Origin of the sequence: Methanobrevibacter smithii ATCC 35061 (assembly GCF_000016525.1) — an archaeon.
GTDB lineage: Archaea > Methanobacteriota > Methanobacteria > Methanobacteriales > Methanobacteriaceae > Methanocatella > Methanocatella smithii.
Genome location: NC_009515.1, coordinates 31,028 through 54,236, shown reverse-complemented (window position 1 = coordinate 54,236; position 23,209 = coordinate 31,028). Strand labels below are relative to the sequence as shown.

Here is a 23,209-nt window from a genome sequence, read left to right as displayed (position 1 = left end):
TTTGGCTTTGTAGAAATTGTAATCTTCATTGAATGAATTAATATCATCTTCATAGTTGCATATATTATTTTTAACTTTTATTTATATTGTGTTTAACTTTGAATATTTTTTCATTTATTTTGCTTTATTTCTTTTAAAATATTAGTTTGGATATTATATGCTATTTATATTGTTAATGGGGTGTTTGTATAAAAATTTTTTAAAGATTTATCTGATTACACTTTGATAATTTTAAAATAAATTAACCATAATCTTTATATATTATTTTGACTAATATAAATCATGTATACTTTATGTGTATTTTAATTTTTAGGAGATTTTAAAAAATGAATATGAAATATTTAATAACTGCTTTAATTGTAGCTTTACTTTCATTAAGTACTGTAGGTGCAGTTGATATTGATGCTGTAAATGATGCAATTATAAGCGATAATGATAATAATACTCCAGTTATTCCAGATCATGGAAATGAATCTGTTGTAACTGATAAAAATGCAAGTACTGTAAATAATACTACTAATTCATCAAACAGTACTGATAATGTAAATTCCACTAATATAACAACTGGAAATACAACAAATGTAACTACTAATGGTACTTTAAATGTTACTAATGGAACTAATGGTACAGTAAATATTACAAATCAAAGTAATGTCACTGTAAATATTACAAATTCCTCAAATGTAACTGTTAACACTACCAATTCCTCAAATGTAACTGTTAACACTACAAATTCAACTAATACTACTGTAAATGGTACTAATACTACAAATACTACTGTTAACACTACAAATTCAACTAATACAACTGTTAACAATACAAATACAACCAATACTACAGTAGACACTGGAGATAATTCAACAAACACTACTGTAGATAATGATGATAATTCAAAAGATACAGTTGTGAATACTCCTGATTCAAATAGTGTTCATGTTACTGGTGATGGTGCTGATGATGTAGTATTTAATGATAGTCAAGCTACTACTTCTTCATCTGATTTAGCAAAAACCGGTATTCCAGTAGCTATTCTTATATTAGCATTATTCTCTATTATTGGTGTATCATTTAAAAGAGAATAAATAGAAAGTATCATTAATTTGATACTTTTTTAACTTTTTTTAACTAATGTTTTTTATATTTTTAACCTAAAATTAGCTTTTTTTATATGATGTATTAATGTTTATATAGTGCATTAAAGATAATATTACTCATAGTTATAAATGAGGTATTAAATATGATGATTGGTAAAAAGATTCGTTTAGAAAGAATCATTAACAGACATACCGGTAGAACTGTAATAGCTCCAATGGACCATGGAGTTTCTAATGGCCCAATGAAGGGTATTATAGATATAGATAAAACTGTTGAAAGCATTTCACAAGGTGGGGCAGATGCAATACTTATGCATAAAGGTATTGTAGAACAGGGCCACAGAGGATACGGTAAAGATATAGGTCTTATTGTGCATTTGTCTGCAAGTACTTCCTTAGCACCAAATCCAAATAATAAAGTAATTGTTACTTCTGTTGAAAAAGCTATTCAGTTAGGAGCAGATGCAGTATCTGTACATGTTAACTTAGGCAGTGAAACAGAAAGTGAAATGTTGCAGGAATTAGGGGAAATCTCTGAAACCTGCAGTTACTGGGGAATTCCTCTTTTAGCTATGATGTACCCGAGAGGTCAAAAGGTAGAAAATGAACATGATGTGGAGTTAGTTAAACATGCTGCACGTGTAGGTTCAGAACTTGGTGTGGATATTGTAAAAACCAATTATACAGGGGATCCTGATTCATTTAAAGAAGTAGTTGAAGGAGCATTAGTGCCTGTAGTAATAGCTGGAGGTCCAAAAGTGGATACTGACGAAGAATTATTGCAGATGGTAAAAGATTCTATTGAAGTTGGTGGAGCTGGAGTAGCATTTGGACGTAACCTTTTCCAGGCTGAAAACCCAGGTAAAATAACTAAAGCTATTTCAGAAGTAGTGCATAATGATTTAGAAGTAAATGAAGCTTTAAAATTCTTGAAATAAGGTGATTTTGTGGAAAATAAATTCGCTTGGATAATGACTCCAAACAAGCCATGGGATGATAAAAAAGAAATGATTACAACTGCATTGGAATCAGGCATCAGCTATGTCTTGGATTTAGATGATTATGATAAAATCCAAAAGTTAGGAAATGTAAAAATAGTAGCTAACAGTGATGATGCAGATATTTATCTTGTTGGAATAAATGGTGAAGGTGACGGATCTTTAATCCTTAGTGAAGATTTAAACCAATCACAAGATTTACAGGAAGCAAAAAAAGCTAAAAGAGAAGGCAAAACTGTTTGTGCTTATGTAGAAATCACAGATAAAAATCATGAGCAATTAGCTGTCAGTTTAGGTTCTGTTGCTGATTACATTATTTTAATAAGTACTGACTGGACAGTTATTCCATTGGAAAATATTATTGCAGACCTGCAGAAAGCAGATGTAAAAATAATAGCTGCAGTAGCCGATGAAGACGGAGCTAAATTGGCTATTGAAACATTGGAACATGGTACTGATGGAGTAATATTTGAAGCAAATGATTTTAATCAGATTAAAAAAATAGCACAGTTAGTTGTAGACGCTTCTAAAATAAAATATGATTTGAAAGTAGCTACTGTTACTAATGTTAAACCATTAGGTTCAGGTGACAGAGTATGTGTTGACACTACTGACATGATGAAACCTGGAGAAGGTATGTTAATCGGATCATATTCCAAATCATTATTTTTAGTACATAGCGAGTCACTTGAAAGTGAATATGTAGCATCAAGACCATTCAGAGTAAATGCAGGTCCTGTTCAGGCATATGTAATGGTTCCGGGAAATAAAACAAGATACCTCTCAGAACTTGTTGCAGGAGACGAAGTTTTAATTGTCAATACAGAAGGTGAAACAAGAACTGCATATGTCGGAAGAAGTAAAATTGAAAGAAGGCCTTTAATATTGATTGAAGCAGAATATGAAGGCAAAACAATCAGAACACTTCTTCAGAATGCAGAAACAATTAGAATAGTTGATGCTGATAATAATCCTCTATCCGTAGCTGATATCAAAATAGGGGATAAAGTTAAAGTATATGTTGAATCAAATGCCAGACATTTTGGTATAGCTATTGATGAAACAATAATTGAACAGTAAGGTGTTTTAATGTCTCAAATCAGATCTTTTTTAGCTATTGATTTAGATGATGATTTTAAACCTAAAGTAAATAAAATCATAAAAGAATTTAAAAAGATTGATGCAAATATTAAATTTGTTGATTTAAATAATTTGCATTTTACTTTAAAATTCTTTGGAGATATAGATACTGAAGGTATAGATTTAATTTCTAAAAAAATTGAAAAAGTGGCTGATGATTTTGAACCATTTAATATTAAAATAAGTGGCTGCGGAGCTTTTCCGAATAATAATCATATAAAGGTTATCTGGATTGGAGTTGAAAGTGACGAACTTTTAGTCCAGTTACATGACAAGCTAGATAATGAATTCGCAGCTATAGGTTTTGATAAGGATAAAAAATTCTCAACACATCTTACTATTGGCCGTATGAAATCAGCTAAAGGAAAAAATCAGGTTAGAGATATTATTGAAGAGTTTGAAAATGTTGAAATTGGGGAAATGAATATTTCAAACATTGCTTTTAAGAAAAGCACTTTAAAGCCTTCAGGTCCGATTTATGAAAATTTAAAAACTTACGATTTGTGATTTAATGGATTATAAACAGATTTTAAATGAGATTAAACCTTCAAAAGAGGAAAGCAGAGAAATTCTTAAGACTTCAGATAAATTAATCAGTTATTTAAATGAAGTCTGCAAAGATGAAGGCATCACTGCTAGTGCTTCACTTGTAGGTTCTGTAGCTAAGAAAACTTATTTAAGCGGAAAATCAGATATTGATATCTTTATTTCCTTTCCTTTAGATGTGGATGTTGCACAGCTTAAAAAAATAGGTTTATATTTGGGATATAAATGCAGCGATTATTTTAATGGAGATGCCAGTGAACATTATGCATCTCACCCATATGTAACTAGTCAGATTAATGGTTTTGAAGTGGATTTTGTTCCATGCTATAAAATTGAAGACGGAAGCCAGCTGAAATCTGCAGTTGACAGGACAATTTTACATACCAAATATATTAAATCTCATTTAGAACAAGACCAGAATGAAGAAGTTCTTCTTTTAAAAAGATTCATGGACATGACAGGAACATATGGCTCTGAATTTAAAGTAGGGGGCTTTGCAGGTTATCTGTGTGAACTGCTGATTTTAAAATATGGGACCTTTGAAAACACTTTAAAGGAAGCTTCAAAATGGAGATATGGTCATACTGTTGATTTGGAAGGTTATGGTACTGCAGCTTTGTTTAATGACCCGTTAATCGTAATAGATCCCACTGATATGAACCGTAATGTTGGGGCTGCATTAAGATTAGATAAAATGGCTGAATTTATCCAATCTGCAAGAAATTATTTAGCCAGCAACAATAAAAAAGAGTATTTTTACCCGGTAGCTAATAAATTTGCTAAAGATGAAATTTTAGAAGAATTTCAAAAAAGAGGCAGTGATGTAATAGCTGTTAAATTTAATATTCCTGACATTCCTTTGGATACCCTTCATCCTCAGCTTAGAAAAACAACCGAGTCTTTAGCTGAGAAATTAAATGATGAAGATTTTCCTGTTTACCAATCTGATTACTGGAGTGATGAGGAAAATACAGCTGTTTTGCTTTTTGAGATGACTGTGTCCAGATTAAATAATACAAAAATCCATTATGGTCCGAAGGTTTTTGTTAAAAGAGGCTCACAAAACTTTATTGACAAGCATGGAATTGAAAACTGCTATATTTTAGATGATTTTGTTGTTTCTAAAATCTCAAGGGAATTTGTAACAGCTTCTGATTTTATTAATTATGTTTTAAGTTATGAAAATATTTCCTTAATAAAAGTAGGTAAAAATCTTTTGGATAATATAATTACCAGCTATGAACTCCTTTCATTAGATGATTTGGATTTAAGTAATGAAAGTTTCGTAACTTTTTTAGATGATTTTTTAAATCCAAATAAATACTTATTTAGATAATTCTTTTTTTTAATTTTGGATTGTCCTTAAATTTCATTGCTATAATTCAATTCAATTAGAAATGATTATTAGTAAATAAAATATAATTAATTAATGTTAAAGTATTTTTTACTTTATTAACTAATTAATTGAAAAGTGATAAAATTGAACAAATCAAAGGGGATTTTTATACTGGTCCTGTTAATATTAATAATCTTTAGTATTAACATGGTAAGTGCAATAGAAGTTGAGGAGAGTGATAATTCGACTACTTATCAATTAAGTAGTATTGATTCTTCTCAGGAAATTGCTGCTGGTGATACTGATTCTAGTTTGGAATCACCAACTTCAGGAACTGTTTATGTTTCTAAAACTGGTAGTGATTCAAATGATGGTTCAACAAAAGACAAAGCATTAGCTAGTTTAACTCATGCTTTAAATGTTGTTCCAAATAGCGGAAATATTATAATGCTTGATGGAGCATATTCATATAGTTCTATTTCTATTCCTTCTTCTAAAATTGTTACAATTGAAGGTGAAGGAAATGTTAATTTAACAGGTTTAAGCTCATATTCTACATTCATTACAAATGAAGGGGAATTAACTCTTAAAAATATCAATATTGTAAATTGTAAAGGAGATATGATTGATAGTGCAGCTTTTAACAATAAAAACAAATTAAATGTAATAAATTCTACTTTTATTAATAATAAATTAGTATTTTATAATAATGGAGATTTATTGATTGATAATTCCAGTTTCTTCAATAGTTTAGGTTGTGTTGTTAATGCTGATGAAGATTCTAGAACAACAACTGTTACAAATTCCAAATTTATTAATGGTAAATATGGTAATTCTATTTTGTCATTTTCTAGAAATAAGTTCCCTACACTAATTGAAAACTGTACTTTTGAAAATTTTTATTCTACTGCTAATACTGGTGGAATTATTGGAGTAAGTACTATTGGAGCAGATTTTAGAATTAACAACTGCAGTTTTATTAACAATACTTTAGATGCAAAAGGAATGTTTACACCAACATCTGATAAATACGGTGTAGTTATACGTGTTGGTATTACAACAGATGTATTATTTAACATTACAAATTGTGTTTTTGCAAATAATAAAGGTATTAATGGAGCAATTGGTGTTATTCAGCAAGTTAACTCTTATATTAATGTAACTCATTCTGTTTTTGTAAATAATACAGATTACTATGGAAATACTATTGTAAATGGCGGTTCAAGAGGAACAAGCCTTTATGATTATAACTGGTGGGGAAGTGATAATCCTGATTTTACTACATTAGTTAAAGATACAAAAAATCCAGTTAATAAATGGGCTATTTTAGATATGGATTATACTCCTTCAACTAATATAAAACCTGGAAACACAATTACAGTTGCAGCTGGTTTAACCAAATATACTGATGTTGACGGAAATATACATATATTAAATGATAAACTTCCAGATTATGGAAATGTTACTTTTGAATTCCAGGATGGAACTAAAAAAGTGGTACCTATTAAAAATGGACTGGCTAAAATAGATTATGTAGTTAAAAGTGGAGAAAACATTGTCTGGGCAACATTGAATAATCAAAAAACAAATATTACAATTGTAACTAAAGATTTAGATACTATTTATGTATCTCCAGATGGTGATGACTCTAATGAAGGATCTAAATTAAGTCCGGTTAAAACAATAGCTAAAGCAATTGAACTTGCAAATACTGGTAAAATAGTTCTTCTTCAGGGAAACTATGTTGAAAACAATGTTATTGTAAATAAAAATGTAAATATAACTGGTGAAGGAAATGTTGTTGTTGACGGTAATGCTTCAGGAGTAGTTTTCACTATTAATTCCGGAAATACAGTTTATTTAAAAAATTTAAATGTTAAAAATGCAGTTAATGCTAAAGATGGTGGGGCTATTTACAATAATGGAGCTAATCTTTATTTGGATTCTGTTAATTTATATGAAAATATAGCAGGAAATGGTGGGGCTATTTACAATACTAACAAAGGAACTATTGTAATTACTAATTCTAAATTACATCATAACAATAACACAGCTAAATCCGGATGGAATAAAGGAGGATCAGCTATTTACAATACTGCTTCATCAAAAGTAACTATTGAAAATTGTGAAATTTACTCAAATAATGCTCTTAGTGACGGAACAATTCAGTCATATAATTCTGATTTAATAATCAAAAATTCAAAATTCTTCAATAACACTGCTAAATGGGGAGGAGCATTTTATGGTGAAAATGCAAATATAATTGTAGATAACTGTAACTTCTACAATAATACTGCTAATAATGCAGTTATTTATGCAAGAACATCCACTGTAAACATTACCAACTCTTTCATTCGTTTTAACAAAGCAATTAATTATCCAAGTGCAATTCAGAATTATGGAAGTAAAATTACAATTGATAACACTACAATAGCTAATAATACTGGTACTAAAGCAGCTGTTATAAATCAGGATTTATCCAGTGTTAGTACTAGTTTAATTATAATCAATTCAAGAATTTATAATAATACTAATGGTGCAGTTTATAATGATAAATCTTCTTCAGATAATTCAAACATTACATTAGATATAAATAACTGTGCTATTTTTAATAATGGAGACAATTCTGTTATTCAGCATGGAACTAAATCTAGCGGTATTTATATAACTGCAAATACTAACTGGTGGGGTTCTAATAAAAATCCTGCAGATATTGCCGGCGATGGAGTTAATATTGATAACTGGATTATTTTACAGGTAACTTATGATGACAGGGGAATTCCTGTTCTTTACGACCAATTTGACATTGAAGCTAATTTAAATTACTATGTTACAAAAGACGGTAAAAATGGAACTGTTTTAAATAATCATATATTTGATGGTTTAGTTGTTAATTTTGATACAACAACCGGTTATTTAACTAAAAATAAAGCAATTATTTCTAATGGAATGGCTGTTTCAAAATACAGTGTTTTAACTCAAACAGCAAATATTATTGTTGTTAAATTTGATAATCAGACAATTACTATAGATTTAAATGCAAATTATTATAATGGAACAACTTATGTTTCTACCGATGGTAAAGATACAAATGACGGATCTATAGATTCTCCTGTAGCTTCTCTTGAAAAGGCATTGTCTATTAATAAAAATGGTAATATTATAATTCTTAATGGAACTTATATTGTCAGAAATGTAAAAATCGATGGAAATTACAATATTGCTGGTGAAGGCAGTGTAACCCTTAGCGGTGCAGATGTTGAGCGTGTTTTATATATTCTTGAAGGAAAAGTAATAATTAAAAATATTAACTTTACAAATGGAAGAACTTTAAGTGAAAGCGGAGCTTTAATTGGAAATGCTGGTGACTTAACATTAATCAATACTACATTATCCAATTCAAAGTCAAGTAAGAATGGAGGAGCTATTTATAATGCAGGTAATTTAACAGTAATTAATGCTACAATAGCTAATAACAAAGCAACAATTGGTGGAGCTATATTTATTGATAAATTCAATGATTACAATTACAATATCAAATTCCAAAATGTTGTATTTAAAGATAATGAAGCTTCAGGAGAGAATAATCATGCAGGTGGAGCTATTTATGCTCAAGCTGTTGGAGGACAAATATTAATCGATAATTGTTCATTTATTTCAAATTCAGTTTCTAAAAACTTTGCTGGTGGAGCTATTCATGCCCTTCAGCTTATTGATGGAATAAAAATTACAAATTCCAAATTCATCAATAACACTGCAAATTCACCTGAAAATTATGGTGGGGGAGCAATATGTTTTATTGGTGGAAACACTGAAAGAATGGGTAAATTAGATATTTCTGATTCAGTATTTGAAGACAATAAAGATAATGTAGCTGGAGCAATCTATATCAGAGGTTCAACTTTAGATATATCATACTCTGCTTTAATCAATAATGGAAACACAGCTATATACAAAGGAGTTAGTAGCTATGTCATTACCAAAATAACAGCAGATAATAATTGGTGGGGAACTAATAACAATCCGTCTGCATTTGTCAATGGTGAAATTGTTTCAAAATGGATTGTAATGACATTTACTAATGATACTCCCATTACTCAAGGAAATAAAGTTTTATTAATTGTAGCTTTAGATACTTTAAATGACGGATCCAAATTAGATAAAGCATTAGAATTTGCACGTCCTGTAACAATTGTAACACCTACAGAAACATTCAGTAATCAGTATAATGTTGAGTACACAATCCCTGAAAAAGTAACTATTATTTCAGCTACTATAGATAGTCAATCTGTTTACTTATATTCAGCTAAAACAAACACAACAGTTAATATAAATGATACTACTGTTAATTTAGGTAGAAATATAAATTTAACTGCTGTCATAAAAGATACAATTGGAAATAATATTCCTATGGGTGCTGTTGAGTTTTATATTAATGATAAACTGGTAGGTAGTGCTGATGTTAAAAATGGTGTAGCTACTTTAGTTCTATCAAATAATTATGCAGAAGGCAGTTATAATATAGTTGCAAAATATGGAGATGTTAATGGTGTTTATAATCAGAGTATGGATAAAGCAGTCCTTAAAGTCATTTCAACTTCTTTAATTGTAACAAATTCAACATTTTTCAACTTCTTTGATAATGATGGTATGCTTAAAGAAAGTATTGATGCAAATGAATTAATATTTTCAGGTTTATTTAGTGGCCTTGGAGTAAATACAATTACTATTGACAGAGCTATTAAGCTTAAAGGCACTAATTCAACTACTTTAGATAATATCTTTTTAGAGTTAATCGGTAATGGCATATCTGTTGATAACTTTACAATAAATATAAATAAACAGAATTATGGTATTTATATAACAAATGTAGATAAGGTTATTGTTAAAAATTCATTAATTAATTTTAATGATGTTGGTACATCTGATGCAATGGCTATTTATGCAAATGGAGTAAGTAATTTACAGTTAGTTAATAACACAATCATATATTCTGGTCAAAGTAAAGGCAAAACTCTTAATCATCCAGTTCATATTGATGATTGTAAAGGTGCTGTAATTGAAAATAACACTATCAATGCTAAAATGCCTTCTCTTGCAATTGATTACGATAAAATTACTTATGCAGCTATAACTTACAGTGCAGCAGTCTTTATAGACAATAGTGATAATGTTAAAGTCATAAATAATAGAGTTACAAATGCATATACTACTTTCGGCGGAATGTTTGATACTATTGAAGGAATTTTAATAAGAGCTTCTAAAAATCCTGTTGTCAAATCAAATATAATTGATGTAACAGGACATAATTATACCTATGCTTTAAAATTTGTAAGTGTAATGGACAGTGATTATAATGTTGTCGGATGTTTAAACATAAATGTTGCAGACAATATCATCACTTCAAAATGTGATTATTACTATGCAAATGCTATTGAAGTAGACGGCCCTATCACAGGTAAATTATTTAATAATTCTGTTAGTGTTGAAGCTTTAGATGTTGTTTATGGAATATATTCACAAGCAATAAATGGGGCGGTTAATGTTGATTATATAAACAATACAATATTAGCTAATGCTCATACAGCTTATGCTATGGAGCTTATGGGAAATGATGAAAAGGTCACTGGAAATACAATAATCTCAAAAGGTAATATTACAATGGGTATAATGTCTTCTTCTAAAAATCTTAAAGTATTTAATAATACAATTAAATCTTTAGGAAGTGGAATTGGACCTATTACTGGTGGTGATGTTCTTGGAGGAGCAAATACTGGAATTATAGTTACTGGAGATAAAAACAGTGTAAAATACTCTAAATTAGAAGCTTATAACAATACAATAATTGCTAATGGTGATTATACAGTAATGATTGATAAACGCAATACTCAGGTAAATACAGTTACGGGCAATTATTTGGTATCTGGCAAATTCCTTGGAGATAAATCTGTTAATGCTTCACAATTAAATAAAGTTTATAATAACACTCCTGATGCATTCCCAACAGTAATTGTAGTTAAAGATGATGAATTATTTATAAATGAGAATTATACAATCTCATTAACTGATATTCATGGAAAAGAATTGTCTGGAATGAATATTATAATTAAATGTGGAGATAAAGTTTGGAAGGAAGTTACTGATGAATTTGGTAATGTTTCAATACCAATAGCTAGTTTAGGTGTTGGAACTCATTTGATTGAAGTAGTCTTTGAAGGTAGCGGATATTATGCTCCGTCAAAAACACTAAACAATTTAACAGTTAACAAATTCCCGTCTGTTATAAATTTAACTTCTGAAGATGTTTATGTTGGATCTGATGTAACTATTAAAGCGGAAGTTACTGATGGTGTAACTGGAGAAATAATATTTATTGTTAATAATAAGGAATATCCTGTTTTAATAAAAGACAATAAAGCTATTTTATCTATAGCTAATTTAAGTAGTGGAACATATGATGTTATAGCTAAATATGATGGTAATGATTTATATGGTTCTGCATCAGCTAATACAACTTTTAAAATAAATAAATATTCATCTGATATTAAAGCTGATACAAATGTTAGTGGCAATGATTTAAGTGTAAGTATTGTTTTACCTGAAGATGCTACTGGAAATGTAATTGTTAGTGTAGATGGTAAAAAAGAAAGTGTTGCTGTAAACAATGGTAGTGCTAAAGTGGTTATTAATAATTTAACTAGTGGAAATCATAGTGTTGAAATTAATTATAGTGGTGATGATAAATATGCTTCTGCTACTTTGATTAGAAACATAACAGTAATTCCTGTAGAATTTAAGTTAAGTATTAATGAACTTATTAAATTCCAGGGAGGAACAGACAAGCTTATAGCTACTTTAATTGATGGTCAAGGAAATCCAATTATTAACGCATCAATTGTTTTTACTGTCAATGGTGTGAATTATACTAAATACACTAATAAGAGTGGTGTTGCTTCAATGGGCATTAATTTAAAAGCCGGAGTTTATAATGCATCAGCTACTTACAATAGCACAACAGTTAGCTCAACAGTAACAATTAAATCTACTGTTATTGGCTATGATATTGTTAAAATGTTTAGAAATGCAACTCAGTATTCTGCACTATTCTTAGACAGCAACGGTAAGGCTTTAGTTAACGCTACTGTTAAGTTTAACATTAACGGTGTTTTCTATACTAAATCTACCAATGGTGAAGGTATAGCTACTTTAAACATCCAACTGCTTCCTAAGGAATACATTATAACCAATTATAATCTTGTTACCGGTGAGGAAAACTCAAATAAAGTAACTGTCAAATCATTACTTGTTGATAACTCTGATTTGATTAAATACTACTTAAATGAATCCAGCTATACTCTTAAAGTAATTGGTAAAGACGGTAAAGTAGCAGCTGGTCAGGAAGTAACCTTCAACATCAACGGAGTCTTTTACCACAGAGTATCTGATGACAATGGTATCGTTAGCTTAGGTATTAAGTTACGCCCAGGCACTTACATCGTAACAGCTGAATATGAAGGCTGCTGGGTATCTAACAACATTACAGTATTGCCAACTTTAATTACTAAAGATCTTGATATGAAATACTTAGACGGCAGCAACTTCACTGCACAAACATTAGACGGTCAAGGCAAAGCATTAGCTAAGCAGAACATATCATTTAACGTAAACGGTGTATTCTACCATAAAACAACAGATGAAAACGGCATAGCTAACTTGAATATACGCTTAAACCCAGGTAAATATATCATCACATCTATCTGGAACGAATACCAAATTGGAAACAATATTACAATTGCTTAAAAAAAGAAGATTTTAAATTCTTCTTTACTTTTTTTTCTTTTTAACTTTAATAATGCTGTTATATTGAAGTATAGGCGATATTATTTGTTTTTATCTTCAAAAGGATTATATTGTATTAGAGCAAATATATATTACATGCATTCATATAGTTGGATAAATGGCATAATATGGATGCTAAGAATATTCTTATATATAATGGAGAGATTAATTATGAATAAAAAGATACTTGTTTTTCTTCTTGTTGCTATAGTTGCTCTTTCACTTTCAGCAGTTTCTGCTGCTGATAACACAACTGATGATGTTAGTGTATTATCATCTTATGATGATAATGCAGTTGTAAGTGAAGCAACTAATGATATATCTATAGATGTTACAGCTAAAGATATTACTTATGGTGAAAATGCAACTGTCGAAGCTAAAATAATTCCAAATACTACTACTGGTAATATTAAATTCAGTTTAGATAATAAAATCAATCAATCTGGAGTTATTGCTAATGGTAGTGCAAGTGTAATTTTTACAAACTTAGAAATTGGTAAACATAGTGTAATTGCAAGTTATAATGGAACTAATTCCACCCCATTTGTATTTAATGTAAATAAAATTTCTGTGTATAACATGACTATAGATGCACCTGCTGTATTCTATGGAAATAATGTTTCTGCAGTTATAACTTTACCTGAAGATGCAACTGGTGATGTAAATATAACTATTGGCAATAAAACTTACAATGGAAAACTTGTTAGTGGTAAAACTACTATTGCTATACCAAATTTAGCTACAGGAAATACTAATGCTACTGTAGTTTACTTTGGTGATAAAAAATATGCTAATAAAACTATTAACACTACTTTCACTGTAACTGGTAACACTGTTACAAATGATACCTTTTTCACTTACTTTGGGAAAGATGGTGTTTTAAATAATGATATTACCTTTTCTGATTTAATATTTGCAGGTAATTTCAGTGGACTTAATTTAAGTACCCTTACTATTGATAAAAAAATCAATTTAATTGGTGAAAAAGCTATTTTAAAGGATATTTCTCTTGTAATTAAAGCAGATAATATTTCTGTTTCTAATTTTGCCATTGTTTTAACTAACACTAGTGGTGTTGAATCAGCAATTGATGTAAGAGGAGCTAATGCAAATATAAATGCCAACATATTTTCAGTTAATAGTGCTTTTGATAAAAACAGTTTTGTAATTAATGCTGAAAATGCAGTTAATTTAACTATTAACAACAACACTATTGTTTATTCCGGTAAAACTAATGGCAATGGCATTAATAATATTATTAGAATAATTGATTCTGATAATGTGAATATTTTAAATAATTATATTTTTGCTGAAATCCCTTCAGTTCCTGTAAATTATATGCCTCCTACTTGGGCTGCTACTGTAATGTCTGCAGGTATTTATGTTGAAGGATCTGCTAATTTAAATATAGCTTCAAACAATATTGCTATTGAATATAACAATGCTAGTGGAGCTCATGATACTATTCATAATTTATACATTGAAGGTGGAAATAATGCAATTATAGAAAACAACAATATAAGTACCAAAGGTCATACCTATGTTTACGGTATTACTATTAGTGGTAAAAACTTTACAATAGCATCAAATGCTTTTTACTCTGATTCTGATAACTATTATGCTGATGGTATTCAAATATATGACAATTCAAATGGTATTTTAAAAGACAATGAAGTGTTTGTTGAATCTCCAGTTGTTGCATATGGTATTTACTCAAGTAATTGGGGTGACAAGGCCAATAACATTACATACAACAACAATAATGTTGTAGGTAACTCCAGTTACATTTATGGTATTTATGTAAGTGGAAATAATGAAACTTTAATTGGAAACGAAATAACTCTTGTTGGTAACTTTACTACAGGTGTTGCATCTAGTGCAAGTACTGTAACCCTAAATAAAAATGATATTATCACTAATGGTAATAATATAGGTAATGCAAGCAAATGCGGTGACTCTATCATTGCTGAAACTACCGGTGTTAAAATTGCTTATGGTAATGCAACTGTAACTAACTGTACTGTTAAAACTACTGGTGAATACACAGTTAATACTACTGGTGCAGGATCTGTAACTTATAATTCTTTAGTTTCAAATGTTGGTTTAGGAGATAAAACTGTTCAGGCTAATAATAAAACTATTGTAGCAAATAATGGTCCTAAATTCTTAATTGATGTTCCAGAACTTGTTAAAATTTATGGCAGTGCTGATAAACTTATTGCTATTTTGACTGATTCAAGTCATAATCCTATAGCAAATGCTAATATTACATTTAATATTAATGGCAGAAATTATACAAAACTTACTAATGGAACTGGTGTTGCATCTATGGATATTAATTTAGTATCAGGATCTTACAAAGTAACTGCTACTTATGAAAATACTACTGTAGAATCTAGCATAATTGTAACTCCAACTATATTAGCTAATGATATTGTTAAATTCTATCGTAATGATACTCATTTTGTTGCAAAATTCACTGACAGCAATGGTACAGCATTAAAAGATAATACTACTGTTAAATTCAATATTAATGGTGTATTCTATAAAGCAAATATTACTAATGGTACTGCTACATTACGTATTTGGTTAAACCCTGGAAAATATGTTTTAACTGCATTCAATTCTGTAACAGGTGAAGAATTAGGATTTAATGTTACTGTATTATCAACTGTAATAACTGAAAACTTAGTAAAATACTACAAAAATGAATCACAATTTGTTGTTAAAGTATTAAATGGTGATGGAACACCAGCTAATGGTACAAATGTAACCTTCAATATTAATGGTGTATTCTACACTAAAGAGGTTATTAATGGTACTGCTACATTAAATATTAATTTATATCCTGGTGATTATATCATTACAACTATGTATGGTAAATATGCAGTTGGAAATAATGTTACTGTATTGCCAACTTTAATTACAAAAGATTTAGACATGAAATTCCAAGACGGCAGCAATTTCACTGCAAAAACTTTAGATGGTCAAGGTAAACCATTAGCTAATCAAAACATAACATTTAATGTAAACGGTGTATTCTACAACAGAACAACTGATGAAAATGGTATGGCTAACTTACTAATTAGATTAAATCCAGGTAAATATATTATCACATCTATCTGGAACGAATACCAAGTTGGAAGAACTATAACAATTGCTTAAGAGATTTTAACTAATCTCTTATCTTTTTCTTTTTTTAGAAACTTTTATTATACTGTTTTATTTAAATAATATTATGGTTAACATAAGTAAACTCACAGCAGATGTTAACGTGTCTGAATATTATGATAAATATGTTGACATAGAAAAATTTTTAGAAATCTGTAAAGAATGTGATCAGTATGACAACAATTGGGGTTGCCCTCCTTTTGATTTTGACCCTGATGAAATCTGGAATTCATATAATAAACTTAAAATAATTGCTTTTAAATTTGATTTTTCACAAGAGGAGTTAGACAGAACATATACCCCTAATGAATTGAATTTTATTATAAAAAGACTTGAGCGAATGAAAGTCAAATTAATGAATGACATATATGCATTGGAAAGTGAAGATTCTTTAGGTTTATTTATTGGGCACTGTAATTTATGTATGAAATGCACTAAAACAATTGGTATGCCTTGTAAGATGCCATTTAAGTTAAGATATTCTATTGAATCACTTGGTGGGGATGTTGACAGAACAATTGAAGATACTTTTGGTTATAAAATCATCTATGCAAAAGATGGGAAATTACCTGAATATATGATTTTTGTCGGTGGTTTACTCTATGACAAAAAATAACTTTCCTTGGAGGATAAAAAAATGAAAATTGGTATAATTGGTGGAACAGGACCTCAAGGTCTTGGAATTGCAAAACGTTTAGCTATTGCAGGTGAAGATGTAATTGTGGGATCTCGTAAAGAAGAAAAAGCTTTAACTGTTGTTGGTGAAGCTAATGAGGAAATTAAAGAGCACAATCCTAAAGAGTTAGTTGGTATGGCTAATGAAGATGCAGCAGCTGCAGCTGATGTGTTAATTTTAACTGTACCTTTACAGGCTCAAAGTGCAACTTTAAAGACTATTAAAGAAAATGCAAAAGGAAAAGTACTTTTAGATGCAACTGTACCATTGGAAACAGCTATTGGCGGACCGGTAAGTAATCCTTTACATATAAATCCGGGTTCAGCAGCAGAAAGGGCGGCAAAAATCTTAAAAGATGCAGATGTTAAAGTCGTTGCAGCATTTAATAATATTAGTAACTCTCATTTGGCAAATATTCCAGACCCAATTGAATGTGACTGTTTGATTTGTGGTGATGATAAGGAAGCTAAAGAGATAGCTAGTGATATTATTGAAAAAATACCTGGTTTAAGATCTATTGATATTGGGCCTTTAAATAAAGCTCATTTAATTGAATCTATTACCCCATTGCTAATTGGTATGAACATTAAATTCAAATCTCATTATGGTGGATTTAGAATAACTGGTATTGATTTTGAATAAAATCTTTACCTTATTTTTTTTGAATTACAATGAAAAAAGTAAAAATAACAGTTTTAAAAACAACATTCCAAGAGGATTTGGCTAAAGAATATGGTATTGATGATTTGGGAGTATGTCCGATTCTAAATGAAGGTGAAGTTTATTATGGGGATTGGGCAAAGCCTGAAGGCTTTTGTGATGAAGCATGGAAAGCAATATATCAGTATGTATTTGCATTGTCTCACGGTGTTGATAATTTATTTTATTATGGGGATTGGATTAAAAAACCAGGTATAGCTATTGTCAGTTGTAATGATGGGTTAAGGCCAGTTATATTTAAATTGGAAACTACTGATATTGAATCTACTTCAGATGATTAAAGTTTTCCTGTGCTTTTTTGTAAAATAATCCTAATTCTCTGCCATTAACAAAAATATGGCTTACAGTAATAGCTACACTCATTTCATAGTTTTTATTTACTTTTCCCCAGGTTATTAATGGCTGTATTTGATTTCCAGTTAATATTCCACTTGTTATTGATTCAAAATCAACCCATGGGATACAGGAGTAATTAGCTATATTTTCACAGTCTCGTTTTTCCATTTTAACATTGAATTCATCTATTTTGCTGGATAACACATCAGCTGATGTTTTTTTAACATAATTATGCCAGTTTTCAAAGTCATTAAATGTTTCAGGTGGTTTTACTCTCATTTCTTTATAGATTTCATTGTTTTCATCCATTATTGGGCAGACTCCATCTAAATAATCATGTTCAATTACTTTATCGTTAACTATTCTTCTTTTAAGCTGAGGTATGGAGTTTACAGCTTCCATTAAACACCCTAAAGACAATACAAAAAATGAATAGTTATTTTCTTTTGAATATTTCCACATTTTTTCAACGTTGATTCTGGCAGTCATTGAATATCTTGATGACTGGAAATTAATAAAAGGATTTTCATTTAAATTAAAATCAATTTCTTTCATATTTATTTCACCTTTTAAATTGAACTTTTTTTGATAGTTACTTTTTTATACTTATATTTTAATAAATATTAATGTTAAATTCATAAATATTTTGTTAATTTGTTTAAAAAAAGGTTGTTTTAACGATGAAAGTTGTTATTGTTGGTGGGGGAGCAGGCGGAATGTCTACTGCTTCAAATATTAGGCGTTTAGATAAAGATGCGGAAATTACTGTTATAACTCGTGATGAAAATGTGGCATATTCTCCATGTGCTATTCCTTATGTATTGTCTGGAAAGATTTCTTCTTTTGATGATATTATTATGAAAACACCTGAAGATTATAAAGAAGTCAATATTGATGTTTTAATAAAATCTGAAGTAACTGCAGTTGACAGCAGTAAAAAAACTGTCACTTATGAAAATGCAGATGGTGAAAAAACTATTGATTATGATAAATTGGTTTTAGCTACTGGGGGAAACCCATTTGTACCTCCTATGGAAGGTGTGGATTTAGAGGGTGTTTTCCAAATAAGAAACATTGAGGACGGTAGGAAAGTTCAGCAATGGGCTAAAACTTCTAAAAGTGCTGTTGTAACTGGTGCCGGATTAATTGGTATTGAAATTGTTTTTGCTCTTAAAGAATTAGGTTTAAATGTTACTTTAAGTGAAATGATGCCTCAAATTGTTCCAAGATCTCTTGATAGTGATATGGCTGATATTTTAACCGGATATTTGAAAATGGAAAATATTCATGTAATGCTTGGTGAACCTATTACTAAATTGGAAGGAGAAGATGGAAAAGTTAAAAAAGCATATTTCGGTGACGGAAGCTGTATTGATGCAGATATGGTTATTTTAGCTACTGGTGTAAGGCCTGAATTGGAATTAGCTAAAATGGCTGGCTGTGATATCGGAAGATGGGCTATTTTAGTTAATGAAAAAATGGAAACTTCTGTTGAAGATGTTTATGCTCTTGGGGACTGTGTTGAATCTCAGGATTTAATTCTTCAGGCCAATACTATCAGTCATTTAGGTACTACTGCGGTTCGTGAATCTAAAACATTAGCACGTACAATAACTGGTAAAAAATCTAATTTCAATCCAGTATTGAATGCTATGGTTTCTAAAGTAGGTAAATTAGAGTTTGGTGCTGTTGGTTTGACTTCCAGTTTTGCTCAACAGAACAATATCAAACCTATTGTTGAAAAGGTGGAAGCACTTACAAGAGCCCGTTATTATCCTAATGCCAAACCTATGGATATTAAGATTATCTGTGACTGTAATGGTAGAATTATTGGTTGTCAAATAATTGCTGAGGAAAGGGTAGCTGAAAGGATTGATACAATGACTTTAGCTATTACCCAAGGTTTAAGCTGCTTTGAATTAAGTAATGTTGAATTTGCTTATGCACCTCCAGTATCTATGGTTACCGATCCATTAGTACTTGCTGTAGAAGAAGTCAGTAAGAAATTTAACTAACATTTATTTGTAAACTTTTAAATACTTTTAGTTACTATAATATATTATATTGATAAAAATAAATTTTAGAGAGTGATATTATGCCAGAACATGGACATCATGGTCATGGAGGAGAAATGACTCCTGAACAACAAAAACAAATGATTGAACAACAACTCAACCTCTCAAGAAACTTAGGACAAATCAAATATAAAATTGCTGTTATGAGTGGTAAAGGAGGAGTTGGAAAATCAACAGTAGCTGCAAATATTGCAGAAGCTTTCCAAAAAGAAGGATTTACTACAGGGATATTGGATGCAGATATTCACGGTCCGAACATACCAAAAATGTTAGGTGTGGAAGATCAGGACATCATGATTAACGAAGAACGTCATATGATGCCTGTTGAAGCACCAAGCGGTCTTAAAGTAATGTCAATGGCATTTATGTTAGATAGTATTGACACACCTATTATTTGGAGAGGCCCACAAAAAACAGGCAGTATCAAACAGTTAATAGCTGATGTAGCATGGGGTCCTCTTGATGTTCTTATTATTGATAACCCGCCTGGCACAGGTGATGAACCGTTAACAGTTTTACAGACAATTCCAGATATTGATGCAGTAGTTATGGTAACTACTCCTAATGTAGTGTCTCAGGAAGATGTTTTAAAATGTGTAAAAATGGTTGAAATGTTAAATGTGGAAAACATAGGTTTAGTTGAAAATATGGCTTACTATGAATGTCCTCATTGTAATGAAAAACTCCATATCTTCGGTAAAGGTGATGGAAAAGATTTTGCTGATGAAATGGAAATTACTTATCTTGGAGATTTGCCATTAACTGAAAAAGTATCCAGCTCACCTAATAAAGGTGGAGTAATGGTTACAATTGAACCTAAATCTGATGTAACCAAAAGGTTTACTGAAATAGTTAATGAAATTCAAGATGATTTCTTTAAAAAAGAAGATTGATTCTCTTCTTTTTAAACTACTTTTTTTATAAATATTCAATATAATATTTAAATGAAAATAGATTATGCTGAAATTGAAGCTCTAATGAATAATGCAATAAAAATATAATTCTGCTGATAATTTAGACAAACTTTTTAAAGTCAATTTAGTTGGCTGTTGGCATCAGGCAAAAGTTATAAAAGAAATTAAAAATGATTTACATGAAATATGATTTTGACAGCATTATTAACCGTAAAAACACTAACTGCTTAAAATGGGATTTATTTGACACTGAACTCCCTATGTGGGTAGCTGACATGGATTTTAAGGTTGCTCCGGAAATATCTGATGAAATTATAAAAAAAGCTGATGAAAGTCTCTACGGATATGCTGTAATTCCTGATGAATGGTATGATGCATATGCTGACTGGTGGAAAGATTACGGATTGGAAATGGATAAAGATTATCTGAAATTTGCCAATGGAGTAATGCCTGCAATAGCTACCATTATCCGTAAATTAACTGATGAAAATGATAAAATATTAATCCAAACACCGGTTTATCATGTATTTTTCCATGTAATTGAAGACAATAACAGGGAAGTTGTGGAAAATCAGCTGATGTACAGAAATGGAAAGTATGAAATTGATTTTGAGGATTTGGAAGAAAAATTAGCTGAAGCAGATGTAACTTTGATGATGCTGTGCAATCCCCATAATCCCATTGGTAAAATATGGTCCAGAACAGAACTGAAAAAAATAGCTGATTTATGTGCCAAATATGATGTAACTATAATATCTGACGAGATTCATTGTGATTTAACTGATCCCGATAAAAAATACATTCCATTTGCAGGTATAAGCAACCATGATTCCATTACAACAATTTCTCCTACCAAATCATTTAATATAGCGGGATTAAATACTGCTGCGGTTTATATTGTGGGAGATAAATTGAAGGAAGATGTTTTCAACGCTCTTGATGTTGAATGGGTCAGCAGAGCCAATATTTTTGCTATAAATGCCGCAATAGCAGCATATAATAACGGCAGACCATGGCTTGATGAACTGAGGCAGTATTTATATGACAACAAGAAATTTGCAGCTGATTTTATAAAAAAGGAAATTCCTGAAATTAAGTTAACTGATGCAGATGCTACTTATTTATTATGGCTTGACTGTTCTGATTTGGATATATCTTCAGAGGAATTCATCAAGTTTTTAAATGAAAAAACAGGGGTTTTATTATCTGCAGGTGTTGATTTTGGTAAAAACAGTGATGAATTTTTAAGATTAAATATTGCCTGTCCAAGACAGTTACTTGAAAAGGGTTTAAAAGCTATTAAAAAAGGAGTAGCTATTTATAAACAAATTTAAGTGCAGCAGAATTTATTTCATAGTAATCTCTTTTTTTATAACCTAAATGTATTCCGCTTTTTTGAGCTCTGATTTCCAATCTGACCATTCCGTATGAGAAATCACGTAAACTTGTAATTGCATCAGGGTTGATGGGTTTTGTAAAGCACGCATATCCTGAATCGTTTTTTATTTTATCTTTTGATGAAAAAAGCTCTTCATTGTTTGTAATGTCTACATATGTTCCCTCTTCATCAAAATCAGCATATTTTCCGCTGAATGCTTCTTCATTCATAGCCAGTTTTGTTACCTGATATGAAAGCAGAGTTAAATTATCACTTTGATTCATATTTATTTTAATGTTTGAGTTTATTTCAGGATGTTTTTCCAGGTATTTCTGATATTTATTTTCAGCCAGGTAAAATCCCTTCAGTTCATGGGCTTCAATAGAGGGATTTTTATTTACCAGTCTTAAGATGCTTTTTGCATCTTTGGGGTCATGCCAGTAGATTCCTAATCTGTGATGTGTTGATTCACTCGGTTGTATTATTTTTAAAAATTCTTTAATGATTTCCTCCAAGCTTGTTTCAAAAGTATTGTAGTTTACTTTTACGCATTCAGCATGTTTTGTTTTATCTGAAGCTACCTGTTCATATGTGGGGTCATGGGTTATGCCGTTTGCATATCCCACTTCTGTTTGTATGACTCCTTTTAATCTTGAAATATATGCTTCGATTTCCCAAAAACATCCTCCGGCAACATAGATTGTTTTGATGTTGTATTTCATAAACTTATTTTTGATATGATAAAATTTATAAATTATTCTAAATAAAAATGTAATATAGTTAATAATAAATCGGAGGACAACAATGTTTTATAGTACAATTATGAAAATTGACTCAATTGATAGGTTAAGAGATATTAGGGATGCATTATTAGTAGAGCAAGGTATTAACCCTACTCGTCAAGGTGAACAAGCTATTAAAGTGGTTGTTGAGAGAATTGATGAAATTCAGGCTACTTTAGATAAATCTGCTTCAAGACAGTAGAT

The 23,209-nt window shown here is 30.1% G+C and carries 16 protein-coding genes; 14 read left to right on the top strand and 2 right to left on the bottom strand.

The annotated features are described in order from the left end of the window. Positions 1-326: 326 nt before the first annotated feature. From MSM_RS00270 to MSM_RS00225, 10 genes are all read left to right on the top strand, one after another. Positions 327-1,082 carry a hypothetical protein gene (locus tag MSM_RS00270; RefSeq protein WP_011953652.1) on the top strand — a complete coding sequence of 252 codons (756 nt, stop codon included), beginning with the start codon at positions 327-329 and terminating at the stop codon, positions 1,080-1,082. A gap of 155 nt (positions 1,083-1,237) precedes the next feature. Continuing rightward, positions 1,238-2,032 carry a 2-amino-3,7-dideoxy-D-threo-hept-6-ulosonate synthase gene (locus MSM_RS00265; protein WP_004033933.1) on the top strand — a complete coding sequence of 265 codons (795 nt, stop codon included), beginning with the start codon at positions 1,238-1,240 and terminating at the stop codon, positions 2,030-2,032. 33 nt (positions 2,033-2,065) lie between these two features. After that, complete coding sequence (locus MSM_RS00260) at positions 2,066-3,172, top strand: 3-dehydroquinate synthase II (protein WP_011953651.1); 1,107 nt, start codon at positions 2,066-2,068, stop codon at positions 3,170-3,172. A gap of 9 nt (positions 3,173-3,181) precedes the next feature. After that, positions 3,182-3,739: an RNA 2',3'-cyclic phosphodiesterase gene (thpR, locus tag MSM_RS00255; protein ID WP_011953650.1), complete on the top strand. Its 558-nt coding sequence runs from the start codon at positions 3,182-3,184 to the stop codon at positions 3,737-3,739. Positions 3,740-3,743: 4 nt separating this feature from the next. After that, positions 3,744-5,114 (top strand): CCA tRNA nucleotidyltransferase, encoded by a 1,371-nt coding sequence (gene cca / locus MSM_RS00250; RefSeq protein WP_011953649.1) that lies wholly within the window; start codon positions 3,744-3,746, stop codon positions 5,112-5,114. A gap of 189 nt (positions 5,115-5,303) precedes the next feature. Further along, positions 5,304-12,914 (top strand): Ig-like domain repeat protein, encoded by a 7,611-nt coding sequence (locus MSM_RS00245; protein WP_048058658.1) that lies wholly within the window; start codon positions 5,304-5,306, stop codon positions 12,912-12,914. A 210-nt stretch (positions 12,915-13,124) separates the two neighbouring features. Then, a complete protein-coding gene (locus MSM_RS00240; RefSeq protein WP_048058591.1) occupies positions 13,125-16,118 on the top strand; it encodes an Ig-like domain-containing protein in 2,994 nt (997 codons plus the stop codon). 73 nt (positions 16,119-16,191) lie between these two features. Beyond that, a complete protein-coding gene (locus tag MSM_RS00235) occupies positions 16,192-16,740 on the top strand; it encodes a DUF2284 domain-containing protein (RefSeq protein WP_004033921.1) in 549 nt (182 codons plus the stop codon). A gap of 21 nt (positions 16,741-16,761) precedes the next feature. Continuing rightward, positions 16,762-17,442 carry an NADPH-dependent F420 reductase gene (gene npdG / locus MSM_RS00230; RefSeq protein WP_004033919.1) on the top strand — a complete coding sequence of 227 codons (681 nt, stop codon included), beginning with the start codon at positions 16,762-16,764 and terminating at the stop codon, positions 17,440-17,442. Positions 17,443-17,471: 29 nt separating this feature from the next. Next, a complete protein-coding gene (locus tag MSM_RS00225) occupies positions 17,472-17,801 on the top strand; it encodes a TIGR04076 family protein (RefSeq protein WP_004033917.1) in 330 nt (109 codons plus the stop codon). Here MSM_RS00225 and MSM_RS00220 read toward each other — a convergent pair. Further along, positions 17,785-18,411, bottom strand: a complete 627-nt coding sequence (locus MSM_RS00220; RefSeq protein WP_004033915.1) for a chloramphenicol acetyltransferase — start codon at positions 18,409-18,411, stop codon at positions 17,785-17,787. The two genes, MSM_RS00225 and MSM_RS00220, sit on opposite strands and share 17 nt — an antisense overlap. A gap of 125 nt (positions 18,412-18,536) precedes the next feature. On the opposite strand from MSM_RS00220, the gene MSM_RS00215 reads away from it, so the two are divergent. The 3 genes from MSM_RS00215 (at position 18,537) to MSM_RS00205 (ending at position 22,179) form a co-directional block, all read left to right on the top strand. Continuing rightward, the gene (locus MSM_RS00215; protein WP_004033913.1) at positions 18,537-19,871 is read left to right on the top strand and encodes an FAD-dependent oxidoreductase; all 1,335 of its coding nucleotides are present in this window, start codon (positions 18,537-18,539) and stop codon (positions 19,869-19,871) included. Between the two features lie 80 nt (positions 19,872-19,951). Then, entirely contained in the window at positions 19,952-20,824 is an 873-nt protein-coding gene (locus MSM_RS00210; RefSeq protein ID WP_011953646.1) for an Mrp/NBP35 family ATP-binding protein, read from the top strand. 191 nt (positions 20,825-21,015) lie between these two features. Beyond that, entirely contained in the window at positions 21,016-22,179 is a 1,164-nt protein-coding gene (locus tag MSM_RS00205; RefSeq protein ID WP_011953645.1) for a MalY/PatB family protein, read from the top strand. Here MSM_RS00205 and MSM_RS00200 read toward each other — a convergent pair. Continuing rightward, positions 22,160-22,945 carry a peptide-methionine (S)-S-oxide reductase gene (locus MSM_RS00200; RefSeq protein WP_011953644.1) on the bottom strand — a complete coding sequence of 262 codons (786 nt, stop codon included), beginning with the start codon at positions 22,943-22,945 and terminating at the stop codon, positions 22,160-22,162. The genes MSM_RS00205 and MSM_RS00200 overlap by 20 nt on opposite strands. A gap of 82 nt (positions 22,946-23,027) precedes the next feature. Here MSM_RS00200 and MSM_RS00195 point away from each other — a divergent pair, with 82 nt between their 5' ends. Continuing rightward, a complete protein-coding gene (locus MSM_RS00195) occupies positions 23,028-23,207 on the top strand; it encodes a hypothetical protein (RefSeq protein ID WP_011953643.1) in 180 nt (59 codons plus the stop codon). Positions 23,208-23,209 lie beyond the last annotated feature (2 nt).

What these genes read in the sequence shown, in the direction of transcription:
- MSM_RS00270 (WP_011953652.1), top strand. Translation starts at nt 327, where the DNA reads ATGAATATGAAATATTTAATAACTGCTTTAATTGTAGCTTTACTTTCA.
- MSM_RS00265 (WP_004033933.1), top strand. Translation starts at nt 1,238, where the DNA reads ATGATGATTGGTAAAAAGATTCGTTTAGAAAGAATCATTAACAGACAT.
- MSM_RS00260 (WP_011953651.1), top strand. Translation starts at nt 2,066, where the DNA reads ATGACTCCAAACAAGCCATGGGATGATAAAAAAGAAATGATTACAACT.
- thpR (WP_011953650.1), top strand. Translation starts at nt 3,182, where the DNA reads ATGTCTCAAATCAGATCTTTTTTAGCTATTGATTTAGATGATGATTTT.
- cca (WP_011953649.1), top strand. Translation starts at nt 3,744, where the DNA reads ATGGATTATAAACAGATTTTAAATGAGATTAAACCTTCAAAAGAGGAA.
- MSM_RS00240 (WP_048058591.1), top strand. Translation starts at nt 13,125, where the DNA reads ATGAATAAAAAGATACTTGTTTTTCTTCTTGTTGCTATAGTTGCTCTT.
- MSM_RS00235 (WP_004033921.1), top strand. Translation starts at nt 16,192, where the DNA reads ATGGTTAACATAAGTAAACTCACAGCAGATGTTAACGTGTCTGAATAT.
- npdG (WP_004033919.1), top strand. Translation starts at nt 16,762, where the DNA reads ATGAAAATTGGTATAATTGGTGGAACAGGACCTCAAGGTCTTGGAATT.
- MSM_RS00225 (WP_004033917.1), top strand. Translation starts at nt 17,472, where the DNA reads ATGAAAAAAGTAAAAATAACAGTTTTAAAAACAACATTCCAAGAGGAT.
- MSM_RS00220 (WP_004033915.1), bottom strand. Translation starts at nt 18,411, where the DNA reads ATGAAAGAAATTGATTTTAATTTAAATGAAAATCCTTTTATTAATTTC.
- MSM_RS00215 (WP_004033913.1), top strand. Translation starts at nt 18,537, where the DNA reads ATGAAAGTTGTTATTGTTGGTGGGGGAGCAGGCGGAATGTCTACTGCT.
- MSM_RS00210 (WP_011953646.1), top strand. Translation starts at nt 19,952, where the DNA reads ATGCCAGAACATGGACATCATGGTCATGGAGGAGAAATGACTCCTGAA.
- MSM_RS00205 (WP_011953645.1), top strand. Translation starts at nt 21,016, where the DNA reads ATGATTTACATGAAATATGATTTTGACAGCATTATTAACCGTAAAAAC.
- MSM_RS00200 (WP_011953644.1), bottom strand. Translation starts at nt 22,945, where the DNA reads ATGAAATACAACATCAAAACAATCTATGTTGCCGGAGGATGTTTTTGG.
- MSM_RS00195 (WP_011953643.1), top strand. Translation starts at nt 23,028, where the DNA reads ATGTTTTATAGTACAATTATGAAAATTGACTCAATTGATAGGTTAAGA.